At 63.7% G+C, this 20,067-nt stretch carries 15 protein-coding genes and 4 tRNA genes; 7 read left to right on the forward strand and 12 right to left on the reverse strand.

Annotated elements, in window-relative coordinates; all coding sequences use genetic code 11:
* Window positions 1-2: 2 nt before the first annotated feature.
* The 8 genes from LUB09_RS16545 to uvrB all read right to left on the reverse strand — a co-directional run bounded on the left by LUB09_RS16545 (window position 3) and on the right by uvrB (window position 5,744).
* Window positions 3-437: an acyl-CoA thioesterase gene (locus LUB09_RS16545; RefSeq protein ID WP_231423067.1), complete on the reverse strand. Its 435-nt coding sequence runs from the start codon at window positions 435-437 to the stop codon at window positions 3-5.
* 38 nt (window positions 438-475) lie between these two features.
* Window positions 476-1,015, reverse strand: a complete 540-nt coding sequence (locus LUB09_RS16550; protein WP_209983197.1) for a TetR/AcrR family transcriptional regulator — start codon at window positions 1,013-1,015, stop codon at window positions 476-478.
* A gap of 180 nt (window positions 1,016-1,195) precedes the next feature.
* Window positions 1,196-1,271 (reverse strand) — tRNA-Glu (locus tag LUB09_RS16555).
* Between the two features lie 79 nt (window positions 1,272-1,350).
* Window positions 1,351-1,426: transfer RNA gene (locus tag LUB09_RS16560), tRNA-Ala, on the reverse strand.
* 49 nt (window positions 1,427-1,475) lie between these two features.
* A tRNA-Glu gene (locus tag LUB09_RS16565) sits at window positions 1,476-1,551 on the reverse strand.
* 78 nt (window positions 1,552-1,629) lie between these two features.
* Window positions 1,630-1,705: transfer RNA gene (locus tag LUB09_RS16570), tRNA-Ala, on the reverse strand.
* 147 nt (window positions 1,706-1,852) lie between these two features.
* The gene (gene gltX, locus LUB09_RS16575) at window positions 1,853-3,334 is read right to left on the reverse strand and encodes a glutamate--tRNA ligase (protein ID WP_231423068.1); all 1,482 of its coding nucleotides are present in this window, start codon (window positions 3,332-3,334) and stop codon (window positions 1,853-1,855) included.
* 394 nt (window positions 3,335-3,728) lie between these two features.
* Window positions 3,729-5,744: an excinuclease ABC subunit UvrB gene (uvrB, locus tag LUB09_RS16580; protein ID WP_003234351.1), complete on the reverse strand. Its 2,016-nt coding sequence runs from the start codon at window positions 5,742-5,744 to the stop codon at window positions 3,729-3,731.
* Window positions 5,745-6,108: 364 nt separating this feature from the next.
* Here uvrB and LUB09_RS16585 point away from each other — a divergent pair, with 364 nt between their 5' ends.
* Entirely contained in the window at window positions 6,109-7,305 is a 1,197-nt protein-coding gene (locus LUB09_RS16585; protein ID WP_209983201.1) for an amino acid aminotransferase, read from the forward strand.
* Window positions 7,306-7,404: 99 nt separating this feature from the next.
* Entirely contained in the window at window positions 7,405-7,620 is a 216-nt protein-coding gene (locus tag LUB09_RS16590; RefSeq protein WP_015372505.1) for a hypothetical protein, read from the forward strand.
* A gap of 360 nt (window positions 7,621-7,980) precedes the next feature.
* Here LUB09_RS16590 and ptrR read toward each other — a convergent pair whose 3' ends face one another.
* Complete coding sequence (ptrR, locus tag LUB09_RS16595) at window positions 7,981-8,844, reverse strand: putrescine utilization regulator PtrR (RefSeq protein WP_231423069.1); 864 nt, start codon at window positions 8,842-8,844, stop codon at window positions 7,981-7,983.
* A 102-nt stretch (window positions 8,845-8,946) separates the two neighbouring features.
* Between ptrR and LUB09_RS16600 the strand changes: the two genes are divergently transcribed.
* Entirely contained in the window at window positions 8,947-10,338 is a 1,392-nt protein-coding gene (locus LUB09_RS16600) for an aldehyde dehydrogenase family protein (protein WP_231423070.1), read from the forward strand.
* 12 nt (window positions 10,339-10,350) lie between these two features.
* Here LUB09_RS16600 and LUB09_RS16605 read toward each other — a convergent pair whose 3' ends face one another.
* Together LUB09_RS16605 and LUB09_RS16610 are read right to left on the reverse strand one after the other, a co-directional pair.
* Window positions 10,351-10,656 (reverse strand): protealysin inhibitor emfourin, encoded by a 306-nt coding sequence (locus tag LUB09_RS16605; protein WP_231423071.1) that lies wholly within the window; start codon window positions 10,654-10,656, stop codon window positions 10,351-10,353.
* A gap of 28 nt (window positions 10,657-10,684) precedes the next feature.
* Window positions 10,685-11,746: a M4 family metallopeptidase gene (locus LUB09_RS16610; RefSeq protein ID WP_209983210.1), complete on the reverse strand. Its 1,062-nt coding sequence runs from the start codon at window positions 11,744-11,746 to the stop codon at window positions 10,685-10,687.
* A 133-nt stretch (window positions 11,747-11,879) separates the two neighbouring features.
* Between LUB09_RS16610 and LUB09_RS16615 the strand changes: the two genes are divergently transcribed.
* The 4 genes from LUB09_RS16615 to LUB09_RS16630 all read left to right on the forward strand — a co-directional run bounded on the left by LUB09_RS16615 (window position 11,880) and on the right by LUB09_RS16630 (window position 16,091).
* The gene (locus LUB09_RS16615) at window positions 11,880-12,809 is read left to right on the forward strand and encodes a DNA/RNA non-specific endonuclease (protein WP_231423072.1); all 930 of its coding nucleotides are present in this window, start codon (window positions 11,880-11,882) and stop codon (window positions 12,807-12,809) included.
* A 506-nt stretch (window positions 12,810-13,315) separates the two neighbouring features.
* Complete coding sequence (locus LUB09_RS16620) at window positions 13,316-14,329, forward strand: ABC transporter substrate-binding protein (RefSeq protein WP_231423073.1); 1,014 nt, start codon at window positions 13,316-13,318, stop codon at window positions 14,327-14,329.
* Complete coding sequence (locus LUB09_RS16625) at window positions 14,326-15,330, forward strand: FecCD family ABC transporter permease (protein WP_057008049.1); 1,005 nt, start codon at window positions 14,326-14,328, stop codon at window positions 15,328-15,330. The genes LUB09_RS16620 and LUB09_RS16625 overlap by 4 nt, the downstream gene beginning before the upstream one ends.
* Window positions 15,327-16,091, forward strand: coding sequence for an ABC transporter ATP-binding protein (locus LUB09_RS16630; protein WP_231423074.1), 765 nt, complete (start codon window positions 15,327-15,329; stop codon window positions 16,089-16,091). Before LUB09_RS16625 ends, LUB09_RS16630 begins: the two co-directional genes overlap by 4 nt.
* Here LUB09_RS16630 and LUB09_RS16635 read toward each other — a convergent pair.
* Window positions 16,083-19,907: a response regulator gene (locus LUB09_RS16635; protein WP_231423075.1), complete on the reverse strand. Its 3,825-nt coding sequence runs from the start codon at window positions 19,905-19,907 to the stop codon at window positions 16,083-16,085. The genes LUB09_RS16630 and LUB09_RS16635 overlap by 9 nt on opposite strands.
* Window positions 19,908-20,067: the final 160 nt, after the last annotated feature.

The following is a 20,067-nucleotide window of genomic DNA, read 5'->3' on the forward strand; positions in this document are numbered from 1 at the left end:
CGTTAACCCCCGGTCAGCGCAGGGCCGTAACCGTCGAGAAACTCACTGGGCATGCGCTTGGGCTTGCCGCTGGACAGCTCGATACACACGAAGGTGGTTTGCGCGCGCAACAGGGTGACACCGTCACGCGGGCGCATCAGTTGAAAGCGGCGAGTCATCTTCAGGCGCTGGTCCCAGTCGACGATCCAGGTGGCCAGTTGCAGCTCATCGCCTTCGTAGCCGGCCGCCAGGTAGTCGATCTCATGGCGCACCACGGCCATGGCACGGTCCAGGCGGCGATACTCGGTGAGGTCCAGCCCCAGACGCTGTGAGTGCCGCCAGGCGCAGCGTTCCAGCCAGGATACGTACACCGCGTTATTGGCGTGCCCCAGGCCGTCGATGTCCTCGGGACCGACCTGCAGATCGATGATGAACGGCGTTGCCAGATCCCAGCCCATGCCTTGCTCCTGTCGTTTGATGTCGGCGCGGCAGTGTATCAACGCACCGCCGACTTCGCTGCGCGCAACACGCGATCCGACAATTCGCCAGGTCCAAGGGCGCGCGCAAGTGACAAGCCACCGATCATCAAGGCCATGCCCGCCAGGGCCTTGTCGGTGTCTTCGGGGCTGGCGGCCAGTTGAGCGGCCATCAGCTCCGTGTGCTCATTGAGCGCCTGACGGAATTCATCCGGCAGGCGGCCCATCTCGCCCACGGTGGCCGGTAGCGGGCAGGCTTGCGTGGTGGAGTCGCGATGCTTGCGCGACAGGTAGAAGGCCGCCGCCAGGCCGCGACGCTCTTCGCCACTGAGTTGGGCATCGATGTCCTGAATCGCCGCGCGACGCCTGGCCAGCAACGCGGTAAAGGCCTCCAGCATCAACGCGTCCTTGCTTTCGAAGTGCGCGTAGAAACCACCGACGGTCAGCCCCGCCGCCGCCATGACTTCGCCCACACTCGGCTCGGCCGGGCCGCGCTGGATCAGCGCGGCGCTGGCGGCCTGCAGAATGCGTTCGCGGGTTTGCGCTTTTTTATCGCTCATCAAAGGGCTCCGTCGTTCATGGGCCGGATATTATTATCATGATAATACTTGGCAGGCGAGCGATGCGACGGCAGGTTGGAATGGGAGAAGGGATCAGCAGCGATTGGCCAAACGCCAGACAAACAAAAGGGCCATTCAATAATTGAATGACCCTTAAAAATCCCGCAGAACGGGTAATCGTGGCGTCCCCTAGGGGACTCGAACCCCTGTTACCGCCGTGAAAGGGCGGTGTCCTAGGCCACTAGACGAAGGGGACACAAACCTTCTGTACAACAGACCAGCGCTGAGTGCTGATCGATTCAAGGCCGGTGTGGCCAGACCTTGAACCTGTAGATTGGTGGAGCTAAACGGGATCGAACCGTTGACCTCTTGCATGCCATGCAAGCGCTCTCCCAGCTGAGCTATAGCCCCGATTTATCGCCTGGCGGCGCAGCAGATCTTGCGAACTGCTTGTTGAAACTGGCGTCCCCTAGGGGACTCGAACCCCTGTTACCGCCGTGAAAGGGCGGTGTCCTAGGCCACTAGACGAAGGGGACAAAACCTTCTGTACAACTGATCAGCGCTGAGAGCTGATCGACTCAAGGCCGGTGTGGCCAGACCTTGAACCTGTAAATTGGTGGAGCTAAACGGGATCGAACCGTTGACCTCTTGCATGCCATGCAAGCGCTCTCCCAGCTGAGCTATAGCCCCTCATCGGTGAGGACGGGGCGAATCTTAATGGCGGTTTGGAAGTGTGTCAAATTTATTTTCAACAATTTCCAAAGTTTTTTGCCGGGATAACAATCACTTACCAACGAAACCCCGGAAAGCCGGGGTTTCGTCACTGCCACAGAGGACTTAGCCGATAGCGCCCAGCAGCTTTTCCCATTCCTTGTTTTCTTTCTTGGAAACACCACCCAGCAAATCAAGCGCTTGGCGCAGGCGGAAGCGGGTGAGATCCGGTCCGAGAATTTCCATCGCATCGAGCACCGACACCGAGCTGGCCTGCCCGGTGATCGCAGCGAACATCAGCGGCATGGCATCGCGCAGCTTCAATTCCAGGGACTCGACCACCGCCTGAATCGTCGCAGTGATCGCGTCCTTCTCCCACTGGCGCAGGCTTTCGAGCTTCCACAGAATCAGCTGCATCAACTGGCGCACCTGGTCGCCCGACAGCTTCTTGGACTCGAACAGCTTCGCGTCCGGGTTCACGCCACCGGCAAAGAAGAAGCTGGCCAACGGAGCGACCTGGCTGAAGGTCTCCACCCTGCCCTGCACCAGCGGCGCGATCTTCATCAGGTACTCAGGGTTCAACGCCCACTGCTGCACGCGGCTGGCGAATGCTTCCACCGGCAAGTCACGCAGCCACTGGCCGTTGAGCCAGGACAGTTTTTCGATATCGAAGATCGGCCCGCCCAGCGATACGCGGGACAAGTCGAAGTTGTCGACCATTTCCTGCAGCGAGAACTTCTCGCGCTCGTCCGGCATCGACCAGCCCATGCGGCCCAGGTAGTTGAGCATCGCTTCAGGCATGAAGCCCATGCGCTCGTAGAACGTCACCGAGGTCGGGTTCTTGCGCTTGGACAGCTTGCTCTTGTCCGGGTTACGCAGCAGCGGCATGTAGCACAACTGCGGCTGCTCCCAGCCGAAGTATTCATAAAGCAGGATCAGTTTCGGCGCCGACGGCAGCCATTCTTCGCCGCGCAGCACGTGGGTGATGCCCATCAGGTGGTCATCGACCACGTTGGCGAGGAAGTACGTCGGCAGACCGTCGGTCTTCATCAGCACCTGCATGTCCATGCGGTCCCACGGGATCTCGACGTCACCGCGCAGCATGTCCGGCACCACGCACACGCCTTCGCTCGGCACCTTCATGCGGATCACGTGCGGCTCACCGGCGGCCAGGCGGCGGGCCACTTCTTCTTTCGAAAGCAACAGCGCGCGGCCGTCGTAGCGCGGGGTTTCGCCACGGGCCTGTTGCTCGGCGCGCATCTGGTCCAACTCTTCAGCGGTGCAGAAGCATGGGAACGCATGGCCCATGTCGACCAGCTGCTGAGTGTATTGCTGGTAAATATCGCTACGCTCGCTCTGGCGATACGGGCCGTGCGGGCCCCCAACGTCCGGACCTTCGGCCCAGGTGATACCGAGCCAGCGCAGGGCATCGAAAATCTGCTGTTCCGACTCGCGGGTGGAGCGCAGTTGGTCGGTGTCTTCGATCCGCAGGATGAATTCACCGCCGTGCTGCTTGGCAAAGCAGTAATTGAACAAGGCGATGTAAGCAGTGCCGACGTGGGGATCGCCGGTAGGCGATGGCGCGATGCGCGTGCGGACGGTGGTCATGGCAGGTCTCGAATGGGCGATATAACTGAAAATTGAAACAAGGGGCGAATGGTAACAGCCTGGGTGATATCTGGAAAACCGAGGCGCGGCTATCGGGGGCAAGCCCCCTCCCACATTTGACCGTGTCCACACATCAAGGTGGGAGGGGGCTTGCCCTAATGCCAGTCAGTTAAGGAAAATGTGTGGGCTTATTGTGGCGAGCGGGCTTGCCCCGCGTTGGGGTGCGAAGCGCCCCCAATCGAGCAAAACGCGGTGTACCTGACACGGCTCAGCGCCTGGCTTTGGGGCTGCTGCGCAGCTCAACGCAGGACAAGCCTGCTCGCCACAGGGAATCTGCGCTTAACTGAACGGCATCAGGGCAAGCCCCCGATGAGGCCGGCACAACCACTACAAATCAAACAGCCAACAACCGCTCGCGCAACTTGCCAATCTCATCGCGCGTCTGCGCCGCCGCTTCGAACTCAAGATCGCGCGCCAACTGGTACATCTTCTCTTCCAACTGGCGAATCCGCTTGGTGATCTCACTCGGCGAGCGCAATTCGTTCTCGTACTTGGCGCTTTCCTCGGCGGCCTTGGCCATGCCCTTGCGCTTCTTGCTGCGCGAGCCCGGCACGGTGGCGCCTTCCATGATGTCGGCGACGTCCTTGAACACGCCTTTGGGGGTAATGCCGTGCTCGAGGTTGAAGGCAATCTGCTTTTCACGGCGCCGCTCGGTCTCGCCAATCGCGCGCTCCATGGAACCGGTGATGCGGTCCGCATACAGGATCGCCCGGCCATTGAGGTTACGCGCCGCGCGGCCGATGGTCTGGATCAGCGAACGTTCGGAGCGCAGGAAGCCCTCCTTGTCCGCATCCAGAATCGCCACCAGCGACACTTCCGGCATGTCCAGGCCTTCGCGCAGCAGGTTGATGCCCACCAGCACATCAAAGGTACCCAGGCGCAGGTCGCGGATGATCTCCACGCGCTCCACCGTGTCGATGTCCGAGTGCAGGTATCGCACGCGCACGCCGTGGTCGGCCAGGTAGTCGGTGAGGTCCTCGGACATGCGCTTGGTCAGCGTGGTCACCAGCACCCGCTCTTCCAGCGCCACGCGCTTGTTGATCTCCGACAGCAGGTCATCGACCTGGGTCAGCGCCGGGCGGATTTCGATCTGCGGGTCGACCAGGCCGGTCGGTCGCACCACCTGCTCGATCACCCGGCCCGCATGCTCGGCCTCATAATTGCCCGGCGTGGCCGACACAAAAATGGTCTGCGGGCTGATCGCCTCCCACTCGTCAAACCGCATCGGCCGGTTGTCCAGCGCCGACGGCAGGCGGAAACCGTACTCCACCAGGGTTTCCTTGCGCGAGCGGTCGCCCTTATACATCGCGCCCACCTGCGGCACGCTGACGTGGGACTCGTCGATCACCAGCAAAGCGTCCGGCGGCAGGTAGTCGTACAGCGTCGGCGGCGGCGCGCCGGAGTCACGGCCCGACAGGTAGCGTGAGTAGTTTTCGATGCCGTTGCAGTAGCCCAGCTCCAGGATCATCTCCAGGTCGAAGCGGGTGCGCTGCTCCAGGCGCTGGGCTTCCACCAGCTTGTTGTTGGCACGCAGGTATTCCAGGCGCTCGGCCAGCTCGACCTTGATGCCTTCGATGGCGCCCATCAGGGTTTCCCGGGGCGTTACATAGTGGCTCTTGGGGTAAAAGGTGAAGCGCGGCAGCTTGCGGATCACCTCGCCGGTCAGCGGGTCAAAGGCCGACAGGCTTTCGACTTCATCGTCGAACAGCTCGATGCGGATGGCTTCCAGGTCCGATTCGGCCGGGTAGATGTCGATCACATCGCCACGCACGCGGAAGGTGGCGCGGGCAAAATCCATGTCGTTGCGGGTGTACTGCAGGCTTGCCAGGCGACGCAGCAATTCGCGCTGGTCGAGTTTGTCGCCACGGTCGACGTGCAGCACCATCTTCAGATAGGTTTCCGGGCTGCCCAGGCCGTAGATGCACGACACGGTGGTGACGATGATCGCGTCCTTGCGCTCCAGCAACGCCTTGGTCGCCGACAGGCGCATCTGCTCGATATGGTCGTTGATCGACGCATCCTTCTCGATGAAGGTGTCGGACGACGGCACATAAGCCTCGGGCTGGTAGTAGTCGTAGTAGGAGACGAAATACTCCACCGCGTTGTTCGGGAAGAACGCCTTGAACTCACCGTACAGCTGCGCGGCCAGGGTCTTGTTCGGCGCCAGCACCAGGGTCGGGCGGTTGATCTGCGCGATCACGTTGGCAATGCTGAAGGTCTTGCCCGAACCGGTCACCCCGAGCAGCGTCTGGTGCGCCAGGCCGGCCTCGATGCCTTCGACCATCTGGCGAATGGCTTCAGGCTGGTCGCCGGCCGGTTCAAAGCGGGTGACGAGCTGGAAATCAGACATAACGTACCTCTTTCAGTCACCCCGGGCCTGTGGCCGCCAAGGACGAATAGCTCAGCAACCGGCGAATACGCTTCGCCGGCTGCAGGAAAAAATCATGATAACTGTAGAAGTGGTGGCGAAGGCGACGGGTTTCAAGGCACTTGTCCTACATAGCGCCAGTATGGCCCCTGTACAGCCCCGGCCTGTTGAATGCCAATAAGACTAACGGTCGGCGCCTCAACCGAAAAACTTGGCCGAAAAGCCGTTTCAACGGTCGCCCTCGGCCGTGCGGGCCTCTATACTAGCTCCCCGTTTGTGCACCGCTCTAGTGCCTCCGGCCGGAGCGCGACACGTCCCTCCCTTCCCCCCATAGAGCTGCCGCAAAATGAGCCTGTTCTCCGCTGTCGAAATGGCACCACGCGATCCAATCCTGGGCCTCAACGAAGCATTCAACGCCGACACACGAACCACCAAGGTCAACCTTGGCGTGGGCGTTTACTGCAACGAGGAGGGGAAGATTCCACTCTTGCGTGCCGTTGCCGAAGCGGAAGCAATACGCGTGGCGCAACACGCGGCCCGTGGCTACTTGCCGATTGACGGGATCGCTGCCTATGACAAGGCCGTGCAAACCCTGTTGTTCGGTGACGCGTCGCCCCTGCTGAGCGCCGGCCGCGTGGTCACAGTGCAGGCCGTCGGCGGTACCGGCGCGCTGAAAATCGGCGCTGACTTCCTCAAGCAGTTGCTGCCAGACGCCGTCGTTGCCATCAGCGACCCGAGCTGGGAAAACCACCGCGCGCTGTTCGAAACCGCCGGTTTCCCGGTCCACAACTATCGCTACTACGACGCAGCCACCCACGACGTCAACCGCGCCGGCCTGCTCGAAGACCTCAACGCCCTGCCGCCACAATCCATCGTGGTGCTGCACGCCTGCTGCCACAACCCGACCGGCGTCGACCTCAGCCCGGCCGACTGGCAGGACGTGCTGGACGTGGTCAAGGCTAAAAACCTCGTGCCGTTCCTCGACATGGCGTACCAGGGTTTCGGCGACGGCATCCACGAAGACGCGGCTGCGGTGCGCCTGTTCGCCGAATCGGGGCTGACCTTCTTTGTGTCCAGCTCGTTCTCCAAGTCGTTCTCCCTGTACGGCGAACGGGTGGGCGCGCTGTCGATCGTCAGCGAATCCGCGGAAGAAAGCGCGCGCATCCTGTCCCAGGTCAAGCGCGTGATCCGCACCAACTACTCCAACCCGCCGACCCACGGCGCCGCCATCGTCGCAGCCGTGCTGAACAACCCTGAGCTGCGCGCCCAGTGGGAAGCCGAACTGGCTGAAATGCGCCTGCGCATCCGTGGCATGCGCGAGCAGATGGTCGCCGAACTGGCCAAAGCTGCACCGGGCCACGACTTCAGCTTCGTCGGCCGTCAGCGCGGGATGTTCTCCTACTCCGGCCTGAGCGTGGCGCAAGTCACGCGCCTGCGCAGCGAGTTTGGCATCTACGCGCTGGACACCGGGCGCATCTGCGTAGCGGCGTTGAACCAATCGAACATTGGCGCCGTCACAAAAGCGATCGTCCAGGTGCTGTAAGCCGGCGGTCGTGATGAAAAAGGGGAAACCGATGGTTTCCCCTTTTTCGTGTGCAGCCCCTAGACTGAACCCCGACTGCCCTTTTGCTGTGAGAGCCCTATGAGAAACGACGACCTGGACCTTGACCTGCGCGCCGACCGCGACGAACTGCACGACTTCACCCCGCGCGCGCCGCACGCCAAGCGCCAGAAGAGCCTGGTGCTGCAAGTGGCGCTCGGCGTGTTCCTCGGTGGCCTGGCGCTGTGGCTGGTGCAACTGGGCGCAACGGCGATCATGGCCAAACTGGCCATGGGCACCTTTCAATTCGGCGGCTGATCACCAGCCCAGGCGAACTGGCCCCTCTGTGGCGAGCGGGCTTGTCGTGGCGAGCGGGCTTGCCCCGCGTTGGGGTGCGAAGCGCCCCCAATCGAGCAAAACGCGGTGTACCTGATACTGCGCAGAGTATGGTTTTGGGGCTGCTGCGCAGCCCAACGCAGGACAAGCCTGCTCGCCACAGGGAATCTGCGCTTAACTGAACGGCATTAGGGCAAGCCCCGCGTTGGGGGGGTGCGAAGCGCCCCCAATCAAGCAAAACTCGGTCTACCTGACACTGCGCAGAGCATGGTTTTGGGGCTGCTGCGCAGCCCAACGCAGGACAAGCCTGCTCGCCACAGGGATGGGATTGCCTGAAATAGCTCAGATTGCGCGTTCCTCCAGTAACCGCACGAAGCTGTTCAGGCTCTGGGACACGGTGCCGCGTCGCCAGATCAGCCAGGTGTTGAGCATGCGAAACCCGTCTGCCAGTGGCCATACGCTCACCGCCGCAAACCCCGGCATGCTTTCCAGCATGCTGCGCGGCATCAGCGCCAGGCCCGCACCGGCGCTGACGCAGGCCAGCATGCCGTGGTACGACTCCATCTCGAAGATCTTGCCCGGCACCGCGCCATCGTGTGAGAACCAGCGCTCAAAGTGGTGCCGGTAGGAACAGTTCGAACGAAACGTATAGATATTCTCGCCATTCACGTCCCGCCCCCGGCTGATCGGCGCATGGTGCAGCGGCGCGATCACCACCATTTCCTCTTCGAACACCGCCACGCCTTCAAGGGTCGCGTGCAGCACCGGCCCATCGACGAACGCCGCCGCCAGCCGGCCGGACAGCACCCCTTCGATCATCGTGCCCGACGGCCCGGTGCTCAGGTCCAGCTCGACCTTGACGTACTTTTGGTTATAGGCCGCAAGCAACGCCGGGATACGCACCGCCGCCGTGCTTTCCAGCGAGCCCAGCGCAAACGCACCCTGGGGCTCCTCCCCCGCCACCGTCGCCCGGGCCTCCTGCACCAGATCGAGGATGCGCCGCGCGTAGCCAAGGAAATTCCAGCCGGCCGGCGACAGGCGCAGGCGGCTCTTCTCGCGGATAAACAACGCCACGCCCAAGTCCTGCTCCAGTTGCTTGATGCGGGTGGTCAGGTTCGACGGCACGCGATGAATCAACTGCGCGGCCGCGCTGATACTGCCCTGCTCGGCCACGGCCTTGAAAATTTCCAGCTGCACCAGATCCACACCATTCTCCAATCGTGAACGTATTGCTTAATATTATTCACTTTCAAGAAAACATACAGCCCCGTAGGCTGGCGTCATTCACTCATTCAGCCGGACGGTGCCATGAACGCGATTTCCTCCAACACTCACGCCCTGTCGATCAATCCCGCCAATGGCGAAACCATCGGCAGCTACCCGTACGAAACCCAGGCGCAACTGGATGCCGCGCTCGACCGTGCTACTGCCGCCTTCCGCACCTGGCGCCGCCAGCCTGTGAGCCAGCGCGCCGAATTGCTGCTGGCCCTGGCCCGCGCCCTGCGTGAGCAAGCCCAAACCATGGCGCAGATGATCACCCGGGAAATGGGCAAACCCATCGCCCAGGCCCGCGCCGAAATCGAAAAATGTGCGCTGATGACCGAGTGGTACGCCGCCCACGGCCCGGCCATGCTCGCCGCAGAACCGACCTTGGTCGACAACGGCAGCGCGCGCATTGAGTACCGCCCGCTGGGCCCTATCCTTGCGGTGATGCCGTGGAACTTCCCGGTGTGGCAAGTGCTGCGCGGCGCCGTGCCGAGCCTGCTGGCCGGCAATACCTACGTGCTCAAACACGCACCGAACGTGATGGGCAGCGCCTACCTGATCCAGCAGGCGATGCGCACAGCCGGCTTCGCCGAAGGCTTGTTCGAAGTGATTAACGTGACCCAGGACGGCGTGTCCAAGGCCATTGCCGACCCGCGCATCGCTGCTGTCACCCTCACCGGCAGCGTGCGCGCCGGCATGGCCATCGGCTCCCAGGCCGGTGCTGCGCTGAAAAAATGCGTGCTGGAACTGGGCGGCTCCGACCCTTTCATCGTGCTCAACGACGCCGACCTCGACGCCGCCGTGCAAGCCGCCCTCATCGGCCGCTTCCAGAACAGCGGCCAGGTTTGCGCCGCCGCCAAGCGCCTGATCATCGAAGAGGGCGTGGTTCAGGCCTTCACCGAAAAATTCCTCGACGCCAGCCGTGCCCTGGTGATGGGCGACCCGACATCCGCCGCCACCTACATCGGCCCCATGGCACGCTTCGACCTGCGCGACGAGCTGCACGGCCAGGTCCAGGCCACGCTCGCGCAAGGTGCAACCCTGCTGCTGGGCGGCCATAAAATCGACGGCGCCGGCAACTACTACGCGCCGACCGTCCTGGCCGACGTCACCGACCAGATGACCTCATTCAAACAGGAACTGTTCGGCCCGGTGGCCTCGATCATCACCGCCCGCGACGCCGAGCATGCCGTGGCGCTGGCCAACGACAGCGAGTTCGGCCTCACAGCCAGCATCTTCACCCGCGACGCGGCCAAGGCACAGGCGATCACCGACGAGCTGGAAACCGGCGGCGTGTTCGTCAACGCGTTCAGCGTCTCCGACCCCCGCGTGGCGTTTGGCGGGGTGAAGAAAAGCGGGTTCGGCCGCGAGCTGTCGCACTTTGGCGTGCGCGAGTTCTGCAACGCAAAGACCGTGTGGCTGGACCGCAAGTAACCGCACATCACCTCAAGATCGGCTGTGGCGCCTCACACACTGCACCAGCCCATCCAGCGCCTGGGACTTGACCGGCGCGAGCACGCACACCGTGTGCTCGCGCTCGCCCTCCGTGACGGTCAGGGTGTAATGCACCTGGCCCGGGTTGCCGGGCTCCGGCGCATTGCTTTGCGGCAACTTGAAGAAGTCCGACGCCTGGATCAGTTGGCGCAGCTCCTGCTGATCCGGCTCGGGCAGCGCATCCAGCTCGACGCTGCGAGGTTTGGCCAGGCCCGGAAAAAATGCCGGGCCGCCGTTTTCCTTGATCGAAATTCGCATGGCTGTTCCTCACCGCCCAGGCGGTTTGTCAGACGTTGATACCCACCGCTTTCCAGCCTGCCTTGACGGCCTTCTGCTCGTCCTTGTTGGCGCCGTACAGGCGACCGGCCACATCATAGGTGATGCGCGCAAAACGCAGAAACCCCGAGTTCGGCCGCAGCCGTGCGTCGCGCAAGGCGTCGTACCAGATGCGACCGGCACGCTCCCAGGCAAACCCGCCGATCTTCGTCGCGACCTGATAGAACGCATGGTTGGGAATACCGGAATTGATGTGCACGCCGCCGTTGTCATCATAGGTATGCACAAAGTCATCCATATGCCCGGGCTGCGGGTCCTTGCCCAACAGGGCGTCATCAAACGCGGTGCCCGGCGCTTTCATCGAGCGCAGCGCCGTGCCCTTGATCTTTTTGGTGAACAGCCCCTTGCCGATCAACCAGTCGGCGTCCTCGGCCTTCTGCTTCAACGCGTACTGCTTGATCAGCGAGCCGAACACGTCCGACAGCGACTCGTTCAACGCACCGGACTGGTTGAAGTACATCAGCTTGGCTTCGTCCTCGGTGACGCCGTGGGCCAACTCATGGCCGATCACGTCGAGCGCAATGGTGAAGCGGTTGAACAACTGCTGATCGCCATCGCCGAACACCATCTGGGTCGAGTTCCAGAATGCATTGTTATAGGCCTGGCCAAAGTGAACCGTGGCGTCCAGCGCCATGCCGGAATCGTCGATGGAGTTGCGGTCGAACACCTCGTCGAAAAAATCGAAGGTCGCGCCCAGGCCGTCGTAGGCCTCGTCCACTGCCGCATCGCCGCTGGCGGGCTGCCCTTCACTGCGGATCAGCTTGCCCGGCAGGGTGTCGGTGCCATCGGCGCTGTAGATGGAACGGCGTTTTTCTGCGGCCATGGCCAGGGCCATGTGCGCGGTGCCCTTGGCGGGCACGGCAAGCATGCGCAGCGAGCGGAACGTGCTGTCCTTGGCGCGCGTGCGCAGTGCGATTTCGCGTTGGGCTTTATCGCCGTGGCGCGCGATCTGATCGAGCATGTACGGCGGGATCAGGCAGAAGATCGGGTTGCGGGGATGGCGAATACACATAAGCTGGCTCCCTTTTGACGTGTGATGAACTCCGAATAACCGTTTCAGGATAGTCCCGCCGACGGAAACTGGCCTAAATTGTCATGAACCTGTGTTGCAGTAGTGTTTATTCCAGGCCCGCAAGGAGCAGTCCATGCCACCCCGCACCCGCAAAATCGACCTGTCACACCGTCCCCGCCTTGGCGATCTGCGCCCGCTGGTCACGGCCAGCCCTTCCCTGCTGCAGGCGCGGGCGGCAACACCGCGCATCACTGCCGCCAAGGACCTGGAAAACCGCACCGGCTATGCCGAGGACTTTCTTGGCGGCTTCGAAGTGCCCTGGCCCACGGTTGACCAGGCCCTGGCCGATGATCTGCAGCCAAAGCGCCTGGACTACACGCATTTTTCCATCACGATGTCGCGCTCCAGGCGCCTGGCCTTCTACGTCGGCGTCAATATCGACGGCGCGCAACACGTGGACATCGTGCGCAGCAACGACACCTGGGCCTACGACGGCCGCTTGCCCGTCGACGCCCAGGTCGGTGAGGAGCTCTACGCCGGCAATGGCCTGGACCGTGGCCACCTGGTGCGACGCCAGGATCCCAACTGGGGCGCCGAGGCCGCCACCGCCAACGTCGACACCTTCCATTTCACCAACTGCTCGCCGCAGATGAGCGGCTTCAACCAGAAGACCTGGCTGGAACTCGAAGACTATATCCTCGACAACACCCAGCGCTGGAAAGCCCGCGCCACGGTGTTTACCGGCCCGGTGTTCGGCGAAGACGACCGCCTTTACCGGGGCATCCGGATTCCCAAGGCCTTCTGGAAAGTCGTCGCCTACCTCAGCGACGATGGCAAGCCCTCAGCCAGCGCGTACATGATCGACCAGAGCCGCGAACTGGGCCAGCTCGACCTGGTGTTCGGCCAGTTGCGGACCTACCAGCGCAGCGTGCTTCAGATAGAACAGCTGACCGGCGTTCGCTTCGGCAACCTGGCCGATTACGACGGCTTCAGCAACGAAGAGCGCGCCACAGGCACGCGCATTGAAGCGCTGATTCGCGGCCCGGAAGATATTCGTTTGTGATGCACCGCCGATAGCGCACCTGCCCTGTGGCCAGCAGGCTTGCCCCGTGGCGAGCAGGCTTGTCCTGCGTTGGGCTGCGCAGCAGCCCCAAAACCTGACTCCGCGAAGTTTCTGACACACCGCATTCTTAATTACAGGGGCTGCTTCGCACCCCAACGCGGGGCAAGCCCGCTCGCCATAGGGCAAGCCCTAATGCCGTTCAGTTAAGCGCAGACTCTCCGTGGCGAGCAGGCTTGTCCTGCGTTGGGCTGCGCAGCAGCCCTAAAACCTGACTCCGCGAAGTTTCTGACACACCGCATTCTTAGTTACAGGGGGGCTGCTGCGCACCCCAACGCAGGACAAGCCTGCTCGCCACAGGGCAAGCCTGCTCGCCACAATGGAAGCTGTCTGCTGTTGAGAGCAGCCCCGCATCTTCCCGCCCACCCCGCCATGCACTACCATACCGCGCCGTTTCCCGGACGGGACTCATTGGGGTTTCGCCAACGGTTCAAACGGAGATTGCCCCCATGCTGCCACGCGTTACCGCCTTGATGATCGGCCTCGGGCTGTCCGTTGCAGAGGCCCACGCCGCGCCGACCCACTACCCGCTGACCCTGGAAAACTGCGGCAGCCACATCAGCTTCGCCCAGGCCCCCGCACGCAGCGTGACCATCGGCCAGGCCGCCACCGAAATGCTTTATGCCCTGGGCGTCGGTGACAAAGTGGTCGGCACCTCGCTGTGGTTCAACAACGTGCTGGCGCAGTACAAAACCCTCAACGATGGCATCGAGCGCCTGGCCAACAACGAGCCGAGCTTCGAATCCGTCATCGCCAAGCGCCCGCAGCTGGTGGCCGCCGAGCTGGAATGGGTGGTCGGCGCACAAGGCGTGGTAGGCACCCGCGAGCAGTTTCATGAACTGAACATCCCCACCTACCTGCTGCCGTCGGACTGCGAAGGCAAGGACAACCTGGTGGGCGCCGACGGCACGCGGCTGGAGCCGTTTCGCATCGACACGATCTACAAGAGCATCAGTCAGTTGGCCGAGATCTTCGACGTGCAGGCGCGCGGTCAACAGCTCAACGACGAACTCAAGGCACGCCTGGCCAAATCCGTCGCCACCGCGCAAGGCAAAGGCTTGAAGCAGGCCAGCGCGCTGGTGTGGTTCTCCAGCGCCGAGATGGCCAGCGATCCCTACGTGGCCGGCCACAAGGGCATCCCCGAATTCATGCTGCACACCCTGGGCCTGTCCAACGTGGTGCAGTCCGATGAAGAGTGGCCCGCCGTCGGCTGGGAAACCATCGCCAAGGCCAACCCGACCTTTCTGGTGATCGCACGCATGGACCGGCGCCGCTACCCCGCCGACGACCATCAACAGAAACTTGCCTTCCTGCGCAGCGACCCGGTGACCCGCAACATGGACGCCGTCAAACACAACCGCATCATCGTCCTCGACGCCCTGGCGCTGCAGGCCAGCATTCGCATGTTCGACGGCCTGGAACAACTGGCCGGCGCCATCGACGGCTACGACCTGCCCCAATGATGCGCACCCTGCTCGCCCTCACGTTGCTGCTGATCGCCCTGCTCGCCGGGGTGGCCATCGGCGAAACCGCCATCGCACCGCAGGTGGTGCTCAAGGTGCTGGCCAATAAACTGTGGGCGGCCGGCTACGTGCTCGACCCCATCGACGAGGGCGTGGTGTGGAACTACCGCCTCACCCGCGCGCTGGTGGCCGCCGCCTGCGGGGCCGGGCTGGCGACCTGCGGGGTGATCCTGCAGTCGTTGCTGCGCAACCCGTTGGCCGACCCGTACCTGCTGGGCATCAGCGCCGGCGCCTCCACCGGCGCGGTGCTGGTCGCCCTGATCGGCGTGGGCGGCGGGCTGATTTCACTGTCGGCGGGGGCATTCGTCGGCGCCATGGCCGCCTTCGCGCTGGTGACCCTGCTCGCACGGGCCAGTGGCTCGGCGCGCGGCACTGGGCAGATCATCCTCGCGGGCATCGCCGGTTCCCAGCTGTTCAATGCGCTCACCGCGTTCCTGATCACTAAATCGGCCAGCTCCGAACAGGCGCGCGGCATCATGTTCTGGCTACTCGGCAACCTCAGTGGCGTGCGCTGGCCATCAGTGTGGCTGGCCGTGCCGGTGGCGGTCGCCGGCCTGATCGTGTGCCTGTGGCACCGCCGCGCGCTGGATGCGTTTACCTTCGGCAGCGACTCGGCGGCCTCCCTCGGCATTCCGGTGCGCCGCGTGCAATGCGTGCTGGTGGGCTGCGCCGCGCTGGTGACGGCGGTGATGGTATCGATTGTCGGCGCCATCGGCTTTGTCGGCCTGGTGATTCCCCACGCCGTGCGCCTGCTGCTCGGCACCGCGCATTCGCGGCTGCTGCCGGCCAGCGCTCTGGGCGGCGCGCTGTTTCTGATCGCGGCGGACGTGCTCTCGCGCAGCCTGATCAAGGGCCAGGTGATTCCGGTCGGAGTAGTCACCGCACTGGTCGGCGCACCGGTGTTCGCGTTGATCCTGATCGGCCGGAGAAACGCGCGATGAGCGTATTGAGTTGCAGCGGCCTGGGCTTCAGGGTGCGCGATGCGCAGTTGCTGCACGATATTCACCTGGAGGTGCAGGCGGGGGAAACCCTGGGCATCGTCGGGCCGAACGGCTCCGGCAAATCCACCCTGCTCAAGCTGCTGGCCGGCCTGCGCACGCCCGCCAGCGGCGACGTGCGCCTGGGCGGCAAGCGTCTGGGCGGCTTGTCGCGCCGCGTCATTGCGCAACAACTGGCGGTGGTGGAACAACAGGCCGACACCGACGACGCCATCGGCGTGTTCGACGCCGTGGCCCTGGGCCGCACGCCCTGGCTGTCGGCGCTGAGCCCCTGGTCCCACGAGGACGAGGCCATCGTGCACCAGGCCCTGCACGACGTGGACGCCACCCACCTCAGCCAGCGTGCCTGGCGCAGCCTCTCCGGCGGCGAGCGCCAGCGCGTGCACATCGCCCGTGCGCTGGCGCAACGGCCACAGATTCTGCTGCTGGATGAGCCGACCAATCACCTCGACATCCAGCACCAACTGACGATCCTCAAAGGCGTGCAAGCGTTACCGGTGACCACCCTGATTGCCTTGCACGACCTCAACCAGGCGCTGACCTGCGACCGCCTCGCCGTGCTGGATCGCGGACGGCTGGTAGCGCTGGGCAAACCGCTGCAGGTGCTCACGCCACAGCGGTTGCAGGACACCTTCGGCGTGCAGGGCCATTACCTGACCGACCCGTTCGACGGCGCGCAGATCCTGCGCCTGCGCTCAAGCTGAAACCTGCTTGACACAGGCCTTGCGCAAAATCTGCAGCAATTGGTGAATGGAATACGGCTTGTGCAGCAAGTCGAAGCCGTGGGTGCCTTGCTGCGCCAGCACATGGCTGTAGCCACTGGTAAGCACAATCGGCAACGCCGGCCACAACTGCTGGATCTCCTTGGCCAGTTCCAAGCCATTCATGCCCGGCATCATCACGTCCGAAAACACCACGTCGAAATCCTCGGCGGCGTCGGTCAGACACTTGAGTGCCTGCTCGGCATTCACCGCCCAGGTCGCCTGATAGCCCAGCTCCTCCAGCGCCTGGGTGGCGAAGGTGCCGACTTCGATATTGTCTTCCACCACCAGCACGCGGCCGCCCTGCCCGTCGGTGAGGAGCGCCGGCTCCAGCGGCACATCGGGCTCCAGTGGTTGCGCGGTGACACGGGGCAGGTACAGGGTAAAGGTCGAGCCCTGGCCGAGTTCAGTACTCACCCGCACTTCGCCGCCCGATTGCTTGGCAAAGCCGAACACCTGGCTGAGGCCAAGCCCGGTGCCCTGCCCCACATTCTTGGTGGTGAAGAACGGCTCGAAAATCCGCTCCAGATGCTCCGGCCGAATGCCGCTGCCGGTGTCGCGCATGGCGATTGCAACAAAGTCGCCTTGCACCTGCGGCTGGCCGCGCAGCGCAGGGAGGGTGTCGACTGCCGCCACGGCGATGGTCAAACGGCCAACGCCCTTCATCGCATCCCGCGCGTTGACCGCCACATTCACCAGCGCCGAGTCGAACTGGCTGGAGTCGGCGTACACACAACAGTCCTGGGGCGCCAGGTCGGTGCTGATCTGGATATGGGCGCCGCACAAAGATTCCATCATTTCCACCAGCGAGGTCACGCTCTGGCTGACGTCGAAGGTCTGCGGCTTCAACGCCTGTCGGCGTGCGAAGGCGAGCAGTTGCCCGGTAAGACGCGCCGCGCGATTGACCGTGTCGGAGATGGCCGCCAGGTAACGGCTGCGCCGCACCTCGGGCAATTCCGGGCGTTCCAGCAGGTCAAGGGACGAGCGAATCACCGTCAACAGGTTGTTGAAGTCGTGGGCCACGCCGCCGGTGAGCTGGCCCAGCGCCTCGAGCTTCTGCGCCTGGCGCAGTTGTTCTTCAGCCTTGCTGCGTTCTTCCATGGCCTCGGTGATGCGCTGCTCCAGGGTTTCGTTGAGCGCCTGCATGCCCAGCTCGACGCGTTTTTGATCGGTGATGTCCTGCACCAGGCCGAACAGTTTCAGGGTGCGGCCCTGAGCATCGAGCTGCGGCGTGCTGCGCGCGAGGATCCAGCGCACCTGCTGGTCCTCGGCGCGGCGGATACGGCACTGGAAATCCCAGCCGGTGCCCTGCTCGGCCGCCCGCTTGAACGACGCCTCCACATCGGGCCGGTCCTCGGGCAACACGTGAGACATGAAGGTGTCGATGCCCCAGTGCTCGACCCGCGCGCTGTGGCCGAAAATCTGGTCATGCCGGGCAGCGCGCACCGAGCTGTCGGCGCCAATGTCCAGCTCCCATTCACCGATCTGCCCGGCGTCGATGGCCAGGCGCAGCCGCGCTTCACTTTCGCGCAACGCGGCCTCGCGCCGATTGCGCGCACGGGCCAACTGCGAGGTGACGCGCGCGATCAGGTCGCGCGCTGAAAACGGTTTGATCAGGTAGTCATCGGCGCCCGCCGCCAGGCCTTCGGCGCGCGCCTCTTCGCCGGCGCGGGCCGACAGCAGAATCACCGGGGTCGCCTGCAGGCGCGCGTCCTCACGCACCGCGCGCAACAGGCCAAAGCCATCGAGCACCGGCATCATCACGTCGGTAAGAATCAACTGCGGCAAGCGCTCGCGCGCAACCTCCAGCGCCGCCTGGCCATCGGTCGCCGTCTCCACGCGCAGGCCTTCGGCTTGCAGCAGGCGGGCGACATAGGCGCGCATGTCGGCGTTGTCATCGGCCAGCAGCACGCATTCTTCAAACGGTTCGGCGTCAGGCTCATCCTGCACCTGCGGCGCCGGCGCGTCGGGCAACCAGCCCATAGCTTCCTCGACAAAGGCGCTGACGTTGGTAGTAGAACCGTGCAGCAGCGCCGGGCTATGCAGCGGTTTTGGCACATGGCGGCGGCCCAGCGGCAAGGTGATGGTGAAGGTGCTGCCCACTCCGACTTCACTGTTCACCGAAAGCCTGCCGCCCTGCAGGCGCACCAGCTCATCCACCAGCGCCAGGCCAATACCCGAACCTTCGAACGAGCGGCCGGCGGGGTTGTCGATCCGGTGGAAACGCTCGAACAGGCGCGGCAGTTCATCGGCCGCAATGCCGGTGCCGGTGTCAGTGACACAGACCTGGGCACTCGCGCCATCGGCGCCGGGTTCGACGCTGACCCGAATCTGCCCGGCCAGGGTGAACTTGAAGGCGTTGGAAATCAGGTTCAGCACCACCTTTTCCCACATGTCCCGGTCGACGTAGGCCGTGTCTGGCAATGGCGTGGTGTCAATGATCAGCGCCAGACCCGCACGCTCGCAGGCCGAGCGAAAATTGGAGGCGAGGTCGGCGGTCAATTCGGGCAGATCCACCGGCTCGTAGGATGCCTGGGCGCGACCGGCCTCGATGCGCGAAAACTCCAGCAGCGAATTGACCAGTTTGAGCAGGCGCTGGCCGTTGCGATAGGCCAGGGTCACGCGCTCGCGCTCATCGGCAGGCAGCGCGTCGCCCAGGGCCAGCGATTGCTCCAGCGGCCCGAGCATCAGGGTCAGCGGCGTGCGGAATTCATGGCTGATATTGGTAAAGAAGGTGGTCTTGGCCTGGTCGATGGCAGCCAGGGCATCGGCGCGCTGACGTTCGTAGGCCCGCGCCCGCACGGTGGCCAGCGCCGCCGAGAGCGCGGCGCCCAACAGCTCGAAAAAGCCGCGGTAAATATCATTCATCGGCAGGCGCGGCGAGGCGCCGGCCACCAGGAACAGCGGCGTCTGCGTATCGTCGGGCACCACCAGCGGCAACACGAAAGCCGTGAGCGGCGATTCCGGGTACGGCCCGCAGTCAATGCCGGCGAACAATGCCTCGATGGCGTCCACCTGCAGCGTACGCTTTTGCGCGCACGCCGCGCCCAGCGGCCATGGCGCGGTGTCATCCAGGCTGATCCAGGCCGGGGATGCGGCGGTATCTGCGCCAATGCCGACGTGCTGCACCAGGCGGTAGCCGTCGGCTTCCCGCGCGTAAAACAGCAGGAAGGGAATATCGAAGTTGAACGTCGCCAGTGTCTCGACCGTCAGCGCGATCAGCTGAGGCAAATCCTCGGCAACCGCCAGCCGGCCAGTCAGGTCACGCAGCGCACGGGTGCGGCGCTCGGCCAGGATGGTCACGGTGGTTTCGGTCACCGGGTGAAACAGCCCGCCGATACCGCCGGTTTCATCGCGGATGGGCGAGGTGGAAAAGGTGAAGAAGGTCTCTTCCAGGTAACCGTTGCGCGTGAGGAACATGCGCTGGTTTTCGAGAAAACTGGTTTCCCCTGCCAGCGCCCGCGTGAACGGCTCGCCGATGGCCGGCCAGGCGCTGGCCCAGGTCACGTGGTAACCCTCGCCCAGCGCGCGCGGGTGCGACTCGCCACACAACACCTTGTAGCCGTCGTTGTAGATCTGCGTGTTCTCCGGCCCCCAGATGATATTGATCGGGAAGTTCGACGCCAGGCACAGGCTGACGGTGGTGCGCAGGCTCTGCGGCCAGTGCTCGATCGGACCCAACGGCGTTGCCGACCAATCCCTGGACTGGATCAGGGAGGCCAGCTCGCCGCCCCCCGACAAGAAGGAATGCGTAATCACGGGATTGAACCACCAGCAGATTTAAGGGCGCGTAGTAGTCAGTCTGACCGCCGCCGACAGAAATCCTCCCATGGGTGAGTCAAGCATTTATTGGCCGCTGCATGTGCGTGGTTTGCCACAGCGGATCGTCTTCGATATCAACGAATTCAAAGCCCTGGCG

The organism is Pseudomonas sp. Leaf59, assembly GCF_920984685.1.
Taxonomy (GTDB): Bacteria; Pseudomonadota; Gammaproteobacteria; order Pseudomonadales; family Pseudomonadaceae; genus Aquipseudomonas.